Raw genomic sequence first — 9,912 nt, 5'->3', positions numbered from 1 at the left:
GTTTCTCCTCTTGAATACCTTCCGATCCTCCTCATCGAGTATTCCAATATAATTATTATCACCATGTAAATCTATTCCTACGAAATATCCCATTGCTCGCTCCCTCCTTACTTTGTTATTATTTAACAATCGCCTTTCACGGTATCCTCCATTTTACCATGAAGAGTGCGCTCGGAGGTGCCTTCTATATGATTATCAGGTTTGCAAATTTGGACTATATCATTATTCATCTTCCAACGGGAGTGTTATTCTAAAGGCAGTTCCTTTCCCAACTATGCTTTCCACCTCAATTGTACCGTTATGCATCTGTACTATTTTATTCGCCAGGCTCAGTCCCGTACCTGGCCCACTTTTATTTTTAAATTTGCTGAAAAAAGGATCAAATATCTTTGGGAGAAAGTCTTTCTCAATCCCTGACCCTGAATCTTTTATAAGAATTTCCACCACCTTTTTTTCTTCAAGAAAACCGGTTTCTATCGTAACTGTCCCCGCCCTTTGAAGTTCCGGAGTGGCGGACATCCCGTGTAATTCTTCTATAGCCATGAACGCATTGTTAATGATGTTGGCTATCGCTAATTCAATTTGCTTCGCGTCAATTAGCATAGTGGGAACGGCAGGATTCCCGGCATAGAATATATCGATTTTCTTCTTGTTTGCCTGATACTCGTAAAGATCTATTACCCCTTTTATCAGATCATTCATTTTGTGTCTTGTTTTTACCGGTTCTCTCTGACTTACGAAAGCTACCAGGCTTTTAATGAGGTTCTTACACTGCATGGACACATTCGTTGTGTCTTCCAGATATTCCACGATACTCATTCCTTTTTTGCTTACGTCATCAATCGTTTTCCGTAATTCTTCAAAGCTGGCGCACAATTCGGCGATAGTACCATTCAGCCTGTCATTTATTCTTTTATCACCGGAAAGGCAATTCTCATTTATCATTTGTCGCAGTCTTTGCAATGTGTCACTCATAGCAGAAAACCTTGCTTCGGTAACAATGCTTATTCTTAAAAATTGAGGGAAAAGCCTTTTCACTTCCTTTACACAAATAAAAACAACCCCAAATGAGTTGTTAATTTTATGGACAAAATTTACGAGCGTCTTTTTTAAATAATTTACAGTATACACAGTTTTTTTTGTTGTTTCGTTAATAGCATCAAATATCACAAGGCTACCGGCAATTTTTTCATTCTGATATATTAGATACACCGTGTATTCAAAGGGAACATGGCTGCCATCCGCACGCAAAAATACATCATTCGCGCCATGTATCTCCCGCCCTTGTTTTTGCGCCTGATATATCCGGCATTTTTCAACAGGAATATCGTTGCCCTCTTCATCGGTGAAATGAATTAATTCATACATCTTCTTTCCCAGCATTTGTCCATTCTCTTCATAACAAAGGGCTTTAAGACAGGCAGCATTCACAAAATCACAAACACCCTCATTGTTTACGCTAAACATCGGTTTGCCAATGGCATTAACCATTGCAAAAAAACGATTCTCCTCTTCTTTCGCCTGCCTCGTATTTTGCACTGCATCGGGTTCTTTTTTCAAAGGTAGCACTCCGTTCTTTATTTCTTCTCCTGATCTTTTTTAGTACTATTTCATATGGGCGCTTAATTTTAGTTACACCATATTATCAATGCAATACATTTATAGCTAAAAACATTTATTTTTCGTAAAATTGTAAGACTTTAGTTCTATGAAAACAAATGCTAGTTCCCAAGCCGGAGCCTGACAACAAGCGTTAATGCTTCACCCCTGTTTAATAACTTCACAACTTCATAATCCGGAATTCCTTGTTCAACATTCGTTATTCATTCTGATGTCGGATGTCCTGGGAAAACAGGAACTTCTGACATTACACAATCAAATTAATCCGTAATTTTAACTTAGCGTTTATGTGCTCTATACCCCCTTTAGTATCAGTCCATTTTGGGGTATTTACACATAGGCAAATATTATTGTATATTATTAAGAGTGAATATTATTTCATAACCACCTCTTAATCATATCCTTCGTAAGAAGGAGAAAAGAGAGTAAATTCAATCACAACCGTTTAACGAACTACTTAAAAAGGAGAAACGTTTAAGGGAAATGGGGCTTTTATTATAAAAGAACATTACCTGTTATAAAATTCCTTTACAATAAGGAAAGGAATCCTACTATAGAAAGGAATATAGCATGAGACTAAAACGAAGCGATATCGAAACATCACAAAACAAGTTTGCGCATATCATAAATAAAAACCCAAACCCTGTTTTACAAATAACAAAAGAGGGTGTCATAACCTATGCCAATAAAGCAGGATTATGGTTTTTAAATTTCTGGAACAGACAGATAAATGAATATGTTCCTGCGCAATTTAACAAGGTGATTATGGATGTTTTCAATACCAATTCATACAAAGTAATAGAATCAGAATATGGCACAAACGTATTCTCATTGACTTTTGTGCCAATCACAAAGGAAGGACTCATAAACATATATATAACAAACATTAACGCGCAGAAACAACTGCAGGAAAAAACAACACAGTTGGAAAAACTAAATATTTTAAGCATGATGTCCTCAGAAATAGCGCATGAAATCAACACGCCAATAGGCGCATTCAGCCTATGCGCCCAGGAAAGCATGAAATATTTTGATAAGATTGCTATTACACTAAATCATTTGGAAATGCAGATTGATTCCATTTCCAGGACTATGAATGAATTACGAACGTTTACAGTCTCAAATAGCGGAGATATGACGCATAGTCAGATGCATGACAAATTTACACAAAGTATGAATAATTTGGAAGGCTGCGAAAAAGAATTTAAAAGAGAACTGCAAGCTATGAAAAGCAGTGAATCTCATTTGCGCGAATACCTAGAAAATTCTATAAAAGAGTCTCTTCATTGCAAAGAAGCGGTTAATAATTTACTTAATTTTGCGAATCAGGTAGCGCTGTACAAAAAAAAATACTGTATAAATGCTTTAATAACGGACGTAACAGTCTCTCTCTACCGAATGTTTAATGAAAGTAAAATCGATATCGTTTTTAATCTCTCAGATAATCTTCCTAATGTCTTAATAGATATCTGCAAAATGGAGTTGGTTTTCGCTAATATTTTTTACAATGCCATTTATGCTATAAAAGCGTTAACGGAAGAACCTGTGCACATTAGTAATCATGTTAAAGGCACAATAACCATAGAAACACGTATGAGTACAAATAAAGACGAAATAGAAATCTCCATAAGCGACACCGGAGTGTATATTCATAAAAATAATCTGAAAAAAATATTTACACCCTTTTTTACACAAAAAGCGGAAACGGAAAGACCAATTATTGGTTTAGGCATCGCAGGCAAAATAATCAGGATGCATAATGGTGTTATTGCGGCGGAAAGTGAACAAGAAAAGGGGACAACATTCAAGATATTTTTGCCGTTAAAAGAAAAGATATCTAAACAATATATATAATACCGAGGAGGTTAGACTGACAAACAAAAGCGGTGATTATGTTTTCATCAATACAAAGAGGTGTATTTATAATACGCCCCTGCAAGATTACCACATTAGCCCAGACTATTTGGCATTAATCTTGCGGTAGAATATGACTCGTATTCATTCCTAATCTATTCTTTGAATGGTTTATCGTTTTAAACAGGGAAAAAATATCTATGGATAAAGCACGCGTCTTGATTGTTGAAGATGAGGACATTTACCGAAAAATAATCTGCAATACTTTGAGGGAACATGGTATCGAGGTACAGGCAACCGACTCGGGAGAAGAGGCGTGGGAGCTTATCAAACAGCAAAGATTCCCGGTTATCATATCAGATATCAGGCTTTCCGGGAATATCAGCGGGATGGACCTGCTGAGAGATGCAAAGGAATTATATGACCCTTCGATATTAATGATCACTGCTTTTGGTGAAATAGAGATGGCCGTTGAGGCAATGAGACTGGGCGCTTTCAGCTATATCACAAAACCTTTCGAAGTAGAAGATATATTGGCAAATCTAGACCGCATGATGCTACAGCAAAGAAGCATTTCCGACCATCTCCTGCCTTCCAACGTTGAGGAATTAAGCCAGCGTACAGGCATAATCGGCAATTCAAAAAAGATGTGCGATCTGGTGAATATAGCGTTAAAAGCGGCGCGCAGCGACGCCACCATATTAATAACAGGTGAAAGCGGCACAGGGAAAGAACTTATCGCCAAGGCGATTTATATGAACAGTAGCCGAAAAAACAAGGAATTTGTTGCGATAAATTGCGCAACACTCACCGATGAATTTCTGGAGAGCGCCTTGTTCGGGCATGTGAAAGGTTCATATACCGGCGCTATGAAAGACAAGATAGGGTTATTTGAAAAGGCGGACGGCGGGACGCTCTTTATGGATGAAGTGGGCGATACCTCAAAATCGATTCAGGCAAAAATATTGCGTGTGTTGCAGGAAGGTGAATTTATCCCACTGGGAAGCACCGACACAAAAAAGGCAAACGTGCGTATCATTGCAGCCACAAACAAGGACTTGTTGCAATCTGTAGAAAAAAACGAATTCCGCGAAGACTTGTATTATCGCCTGAATGTAATAAATATAGCGATGCCGCCGTTACGGGAGAGAAAATCGGATATACCCCTCCTGATAAACCACTTTATCAAAAAGAACAACGTCAAATTAAATAAAAAAGTTATACGGATTGCCCCGGAAATAGAGGAGATTTTGATGAATTACGACTGGCCGGGGAATGTACGTGAACTGGAAAATGTGATTGAAAGGACAATGGTTTTATGTTCCGGCAATAAGCTAGCGAAAAAACATCTGCCCGGATGCGTTTTACCGCAAAAAGGGGATATCCCCCCTATCACCATCGCCCCGGGCACGTCCTGGAAGGAGGCGGAAAAGGAACTTATCATGAAAACCCTTCAGTTAACCCGTGGCAACAAACAGGAAGCCGCAAAGATGCTGGGAATATCCCTCAGAAAGATTGAGTACCGGGTGAAAGAATGGGGGATCGCCTGTGCTTCAAAAGCAAATGGCGATTAAGTTCTCTTTACAAAACATTTCTGTTGTAAGCGTCAACCAATAGTATTTTCCGCCATCCCACAAAACCGCAATAAATGCGGTAACAATGTATTCTCTCAACCCTCTTCGGTATTAATCCTTTGCTTCATTCATATGCAATACATTGTTTTAACGATTCATTTCGGACAAATCAGTAATCATGCAAATTTTGCGTCAAAATTAATGAATGTAATTTGTTGCATCTCAAATTGTTGCATTATAAAACTTAACGAACCATATCATGCCCGTTTAGGTATCGTGCAGATTAAATAATTTGTAACACTTCCGTATTTTAAAACTGGAAATTGTCCTTTGTAGTGCGACGAGGTTCGTTTCGCTACATGAATTTTGTAGGTTTAAAATCAAGTGAGGAACTAACAGCAACCGTTTATAGCAAATGCTTCGTCCCCTACATTATGCGGCAAGCAGTGATACAAGAAATATCCCTCACTTCACGGGATTGCACACAATCGCGCAAATTTTGCAGAAGAATGCTTTTCTGGAATCATATATCTTAAGCATTCATCTATCGTCCGTCGTCCGTCGTCCGTCGTCCGTCGTCTATACAACCCTGACAGGGTTCCAAACCCTGTCAGGGTTAGCACTACTGTAACGTTTCATTAAAACATGACGGAAGTCACAAAAAATCTGGAGTGCACCAATAATATTTCCCGGAATGGAATTAGAATATCCGATACAGGCTCTTTGGTCTTTGTTTTGCTATCAATAAAACATCATGCGACTGCGCAAGACAATTGTGATTATGAATTACCTTGTACGTTAATAAGGACAACAAATAGAAAAAGGGGATGGTATGAAAATACTTGTAACAGGCGGTGCGGGCTTTATTGGATCTAATCTGGTAGACCAGTTAATTGAAGAGGGACATCGCGTAGCTGTTGTAGACGATCTTTCTACAGGAAAAGAAGAAAACATACATAAGAAAGCAGAGTTTTATAATATTGATATTTGTGACGCAAAAAGCCTGGAAGAAGTTTTTAAACAAATAAAACCGGAAATAGTAAATCATCATGCAGCGCATGCGAACGTGCGGAAGTCGGTAGAAACGCCTGTTTATGACGCGAATATCAATATACTTGGTTCATTGAACCTGTGCCAGTTATCAAATAAATATCGGGTTAAGAAATTTATCTACGCATCTACCGGAGGCGCTGTTTACGGAGAGCCGAAACAATTGCCTGCAAATGAAGCCACTCCGCCGGAACCTTTATCGCACTATGGGGTAAGCAAGCATACCGTTGAACATTATTTGCATGTTTTCCATAAATTATACGACCTGAACGTTACCATTTTAAGATATCCAAATGTATACGGACCACGGCAGTCTCCGCATGGAGAGGCGGGCGTTGTCGCAATCTTTAGCGAACTAATGCTCCAAAATAAACAGCCCACAATTTTTGGCGATGGTTCAAAGACAAGGGATTACGTTTATGTGGATGACATTGTAAAAGCGAATATTGCGGTTTTAGGGAATATCGGAAACGGAGAAATTTATAATCTTGGATGGGGCAAGGAAATCTCAGATATGGAAGTATTCCTTGCGGTGAGAAGGGCATTACGCAAAGATATAGAACCCATACTAGGACAAAAACGTCACGGAGAAGTTGATCATATTAGCCTTGACCATTCAAAGGCGCGGAGAGAAATAAAATGGTCGCCGGAAGTCACCTTTGAAGAAGGGGTTAAAAAAGCAACCCAATATTATGCGAAACTTGCAAAAGCAGAAGAATTGTGCGGCGCGGCGAAGGTTTAAAAGGCGGGAAGTAAAGAGGGATAGTTATAAAATAATGTTTCTTCCACGTAGTAGAACGAAGCGATTGCTTCATTTCGGGCAAAGTGACACTTCACCCTACATTTCAGCCACAGAACGTCAGGCGGGCTCAGTTTGTAAAACTTCCCTGAAAATCTGTGCAATCTGTGTAATCTGTGGTTCCGCCTTTCGTATTTCGTATTTCGTGCTTGTTCGGTTCCGGTATCTTCTGATACGTACGGTGGGATAACAAAATAAAAATATTTGATATAAGAACATGCTAGCTGAAGACAAACTTCTTTTCATTTGTACGAGACAAAATTTTTCGGATACACACAAGAAAAATGTTCTTGATTTGTGCAATAGGGAAAAGATCGATTGGGAGAGAGTGTATGCTACGGCAAGACTCCATAGCGTTGCTCCATTGATCTATTTAAACTTGCAAAAATGCTCTGAAAACGGCCGTATCATTCCACATAATGATGATGTAGCAAATAAGTTTAAACTCTATCTCTATACGAGGAAGGTTTTAGAAAATAAATGGGAAGAAACATTGAAAGAGGCATTAGCTTTTTTTCATCAAAGATGCATAGACGTCATGCTCATAAAGGGGATAGCATTAAATGCGCTTATATACACGCATCCCTGGCTCGTCAATAAGAATGATCTTGATATAATAATACGACCAGGAAAAGAGACATTAACCACTAACGAAGAAAATGAAATAAGAAATTACATTCATAGTATTAGATTAAAGGGGATTGAGTGTGATTATTTCAGCCATCATGATATTCATTGCTCAGAAACACTGCCCATAGATTTTGTGGATATTTGGAGTAATGCAAAAAAGATTCATTTTCTGGGATATAGCGTATATGTTATGTCCCCGGAATACATGCTCCTCGTCGCGTGTATTAATTCCAAACGCAAAAGGTTTTTTCGGCTTAAATCACTATTTGATATTGCAGAAATAATTAATTTTTACCCGGATTTGAATTGGGAAGATTTTACAAGGAAGGCAAAAAAATATCGTTGTAATAATCTTATTTATACTGCCCTCTTTGTTACAAAAAAAACGATCGGATGCAATTCCCCTGAAACGGTTTTTAAAGACCTGGCGGTATTTCCTTTAAGGAAGTTGATAATACACATGATTATTCGTTATTTAAACTTACGCATGTCTTTAACTTCGCTTTATCCGTTCTTAGAAGAAAATCCATTAATAAGAAAAACAAATCTGTCATTGGCATTGCCATTTGCGGTCTTTCCATGGCGCCACTTTTGGCACAAGATATTATTGGGGTCTACTAAGTTTTGTGTAGGTAAAATTTCAAAAACCAGGTAAAAAATGTGAATCTCAGATCAACATCAATTTATACCGTTCGTATATAAATTTTGTATTTCCTGATCGCTCAACGCCCGGTTGTATATGTGGACATCGTCTATACTTCCACGAAAAAAACCCCAATCGGCATATCTTGTTCCTATGGCCATATAATCCCGATTCGTTAATGGCACTATCACATTCCCGGTTGGATGCGTTTGTGTATCAACCAACTGCCCATCCACATATAACTTCTGTTCTCCCGTAGTCATGTTGTAGGTACCAACAACATGGTACCAACTCCCATTCGATTCGGTAAAATCCTTTGTTGCGGTTTTTGACGTCCTTGTACTACCTGTGTTCTTTGTAACTAATGTGAATTTAAGTCTATCGGGCATTCCAGAAGAAAAAAACATGTCAAAACCTTCCTGAAGTTGCACATCGGCATTATATTTCCAACCACCAAATACAACGTTGGTGCCAGATCTGTTTTTATTGAACCATGCAGATACTGAAATCTCGTCATAATTCATGCCAGGAATTGTTACATAACCATTCCCGTCAAAATTCAACGCACCACCGATTTCCCCCGTTGTCCATGTAGCTCCGGTAATTGTGCCACTTCTGTTATTCCCTGACGAATCCGTTGCAGTCGTCCCGCTCCCTTCATCAAATTTGTAATATGCCTGCTGACCGCTAATACCACCATCCTCTGTAGTGGTAAAACTACAAATGTAATTGTCCGTCATCGCATTACCTGATACATCCCTTACCCCTGTGGTAACCGTTACCGTGTATGTCGTAGAATATGCCAGTGGACCTGACGGAGTAAACGTGGCTGTCGTATCACTGTACGATATCGTTCCACCTATATTACCGCTACTATCACTCACCAGAAATGTATCCGTTGTTATGCTGCTGGCATCTATCGCCTCACTGAACGTGGCGATTATGGTACTATCTACCGCAACCTCTGTAGCATTACTGACGGGACTCGTTGCAATCACCGTCGGCGGCGTCGTGTCAAACACTATGTCGTTATTAAATAATGACAATACTTCCTCTGCATTTAATGCCTGATTATAGATGCGGACTTCATCTATGCTTCCACTGAAAAATCCCCAGTCGGTATATCTTGTTCCTATGGCCATATAATCCCGATTCGTTAATGGCACTATCGCATTCCCGGTTGGATGCGTTTGTGTATCAACCAACTGCCCATCCACATATAACTTCTGTTCTCCCGTAGTCATGTTGTAGGTACCAACAACATGGTACCAACTCCCATTCGATTCGGTAAAATCCTTTGTTGCGGTTTTTGACGTCCTTGTGCCACCTGTGTTCTTTGTAACTAATGTGAATTTAAGTCTATCGGGCATTCCAGAAGAAAAAAACATGTCAAAACCTTCCTGGAGTTGCACATCGGCATTATATCTCCAACCACCAAATACAACGTTAGTGCCGGATGTATTTTTATTGAACCATGCAGATACCGAAATCTCGTCGTAATTCATGCCAGGAATTGTTACATAACCATTCCCGTCAAAATTCAACGCACCACCGATTTTCCCAGTTGTCCATGTTGCTCCGGTGATTGTACCATCTCTGTTATTCCCTGATGAATCCGTTGCAGTAGTTCCGCTCCCTTCATCAAATGTATAATAAGCCTGCAATCCGCTGGACGTATCAGTTGATGGCATACCGCTTGATGTTGTAAAGGACATTTTACTCCCATATGTAGTACCAGCGCT

General features: G+C 39.2%; 6 protein-coding genes. 4 read left to right on the top strand and 2 right to left on the bottom strand.

Features of this window, described 5'->3' with window-relative positions; all coding sequences use genetic code 11:
• Nucleotides 1–222 precede the first annotated feature (222 nt).
• A complete protein-coding gene (locus tag QZT26_RS14425) occupies nt 223–1,560 on the bottom strand; it encodes an ATP-binding protein (protein WP_295103139.1) in 1,338 nt (445 codons plus the stop codon).
• A 630-nt stretch (nt 1,561–2,190) separates the two neighbouring features.
• On the opposite strand from QZT26_RS14425, the gene QZT26_RS14420 reads away from it, so the two are divergent.
• The 4 genes from QZT26_RS14420 (at nt 2,191) to QZT26_RS14405 (ending at nt 8,182) form a co-directional block, all read left to right on the top strand.
• Nucleotides 2,191–3,474, top strand: a complete 1,284-nt coding sequence (locus QZT26_RS14420) for an ATP-binding protein (RefSeq protein ID WP_295103137.1) — start codon at nt 2,191–2,193, stop codon at nt 3,472–3,474.
• Between the two features lie 200 nt (nt 3,475–3,674).
• A complete protein-coding gene (locus QZT26_RS14415) occupies nt 3,675–5,048 on the top strand; it encodes a sigma-54 dependent transcriptional regulator (RefSeq protein WP_295103134.1) in 1,374 nt (457 codons plus the stop codon).
• 832 nt (nt 5,049–5,880) lie between these two features.
• Nucleotides 5,881–6,840, top strand: a complete 960-nt coding sequence (locus QZT26_RS14410; RefSeq protein WP_295103131.1) for an SDR family NAD(P)-dependent oxidoreductase — start codon at nt 5,881–5,883, stop codon at nt 6,838–6,840.
• Nucleotides 6,841–7,114: 274 nt separating this feature from the next.
• Nucleotides 7,115–8,182: a nucleotidyltransferase family protein gene (locus tag QZT26_RS14405; RefSeq protein WP_295103128.1), complete on the top strand. Its 1,068-nt coding sequence runs from the start codon at nt 7,115–7,117 to the stop codon at nt 8,180–8,182.
• 23 nt (nt 8,183–8,205) lie between these two features.
• On the opposite strand, the gene QZT26_RS14400 is transcribed toward QZT26_RS14405, so the two are convergent.
• Nucleotides 8,206–9,912, bottom strand: a 1,707-nt coding sequence (locus tag QZT26_RS14400) for a LamG-like jellyroll fold domain-containing protein (protein ID WP_295103125.1), incomplete at its 5' end; no start/stop codon positions are given.

This window comes from uncultured Candidatus Kuenenia sp. (genome assembly GCF_900696675.1).
In the GTDB taxonomy this organism is placed as follows: domain Bacteria; phylum Planctomycetota; class Brocadiia; order Brocadiales; family Brocadiaceae; genus Kuenenia; species Kuenenia stuttgartiensis_A.
Note: the sequence above shows the minus strand (reverse complement) of the source record. Positions and strands in the feature narration are given on the sequence as shown.

Coding starts and splice junctions, on each gene's coding strand:
- QZT26_RS14420 (WP_295103137.1), top strand. CDS start 2,191: ATGAGACTAAAACGAAGCGATATCGAAACATCACAAAACAAGTTTGCG.
- QZT26_RS14415 (WP_295103134.1), top strand. CDS start 3,675: ATGGATAAAGCACGCGTCTTGATTGTTGAAGATGAGGACATTTACCGA.
- QZT26_RS14405 (WP_295103128.1), top strand. CDS start 7,115: ATGCTAGCTGAAGACAAACTTCTTTTCATTTGTACGAGACAAAATTTT.
- QZT26_RS14410 (WP_295103131.1), top strand. CDS start 5,881: ATGAAAATACTTGTAACAGGCGGTGCGGGCTTTATTGGATCTAATCTG.